Below are 1,459 nucleotides of genomic sequence, written 5' to 3' on the forward strand. Positions count from 1 at the left end.
TACGATCCAAAGCTTGGACGCTTTTTGCAGACTGATCCGATTTTTTACGCAGACCAGATGAATATGTATGCGTATGTCGGGAATGATCCGGTGAATCTGGTCGATCCCACGGGAATGGCAATAGTTAATCTTAATTGTGATGTTCTTTGTGCTACAACAAAAGGGGGGCTTGAGATTGGAGGAGGGGGAGGTGTACCCCGAGGTGGCATTCGTATTGGCGGCGGGGGGCGTGGCAATGTTAACGCAATAACTCGGGCTGAACGTCTCGCCAAAAATGTTGAAAACGGAGCTAAAGCAGAGAAGGCTGTGGCTCAAGAATTAGGCGATAAAGTTGCCGGAAAACAGGTGACCTTTAAAACAAATGACGGAACAACGACGCGGGCCGACATTGTGACCAAAAATAAAGAAGTAGTAGAAGTTAAGTCCGGGGATGCGAAACTTTCCTCAGGACAACAAAAACTCCACGACGATATAAATGCAGGACGAGAAGTAACGCCAGTGGGTCAAAATGCTAAAGATGCTGGTTTAACTCCAGGGCAGCCAACAACAATGACAGGCTGTTCAGTTGATCGGAGATGTAACAATTGATGAATTCTCAAAATACTTTACCTTGCGATGCAAGCTTTAAACAACATGTGCGTATTAAATGCTATGAGGCACTTGCCGCTGTTGGATTTACTCGCTATCGAAAAGAAGATGTTGACTGGCCTTTAGATAAAAATTTTCATGGATGGGTGGGCTTAAATACTGGCTTATATGATGAGTATATAGAGGTAAACCCTTTTATAGGTATTCACTCTGTTGCAATTGAGAAGCTATGGACCTCATTGAAAGTTGGGAAATATCCGAGCAAATATAATCGAGGCGTTGCAACTTATTCAGTTCATATGGGGGAGTTGGTGCCCAACGTTCCTGCATTTGAATTTACGCGTGAAGCAAATATCGAAGAGGAAGCCAAGCGGCTGGCTCAACTTTATCTTGATTACGGCTTGCCTTATTCAAAGTCACTTGCAAATTACGAAGCCTTACTGCCTTTGTTGAAAGAACGTGTGGATATGCTTGGTGCTTATCCAGAGCGAGGAGCAAGTTGCCTTTATCTGATGGGGCGAATTGAAGAGGCTCGCGAATTTACAGAAAGCTTTCTCGCTAAAAAGAAAGACTATTTTGAAGGGTTTGCGATTCCATTCTTACAAAAGATAGCGCATTAAATTTATGCAATCTTCCAACCCCCCCCCCCCCCCCCCCGGCCAGCCCGCTGCCTGGGGTTTTGTTTTTATAAACGTTTGAGTTTGTTCATCACTCCGCCGTCAACACCAAACACCCTTGCATCACCGGTTTTTTGATAAGTAACCGCCGTTTAAATGGTGGTTACACTGAACAGACCTACCTGGACGCGCGATGGAAAAGGTAATCAAACCGACTACGCGTATCACGCCGAGTCAGGGCAAATAGCAAAGAT

At 45.0% G+C, this 1,459-nt stretch carries 2 protein-coding genes; both read left to right on the forward strand.

Features of this window, described 5'->3' with window-relative positions; translation table 11 throughout:
* On the forward strand, positions 1-588 hold a 588-nt coding region (locus ACSV5M_RS21735), incomplete at its 5' end, for an RHS repeat-associated core domain-containing protein (RefSeq protein WP_439178949.1).
* Positions 588-1,208 (forward strand): hypothetical protein, encoded by a 621-nt coding sequence (locus ACSV5M_RS21740; protein WP_439178950.1) that lies wholly within the window; start codon positions 588-590, stop codon positions 1,206-1,208. The genes ACSV5M_RS21735 and ACSV5M_RS21740, both read left to right, overlap by 1 nt.
* Positions 1,209-1,459 lie beyond the last annotated feature (251 nt).

This window comes from Cellvibrio sp. ARAG 10.3, assembly GCF_051846955.1.
Taxonomy (GTDB): domain Bacteria; phylum Pseudomonadota; class Gammaproteobacteria; order Pseudomonadales; family Cellvibrionaceae; genus Cellvibrio.

Bases quoted from the DNA above. Each gene is read 5' to 3' on its own strand.
- ACSV5M_RS21740 (WP_439178950.1), top strand. From the start codon at position 588: ATGAATTCTCAAAATACTTTACCTTGCGATGCAAGCTTTAAACAACAT.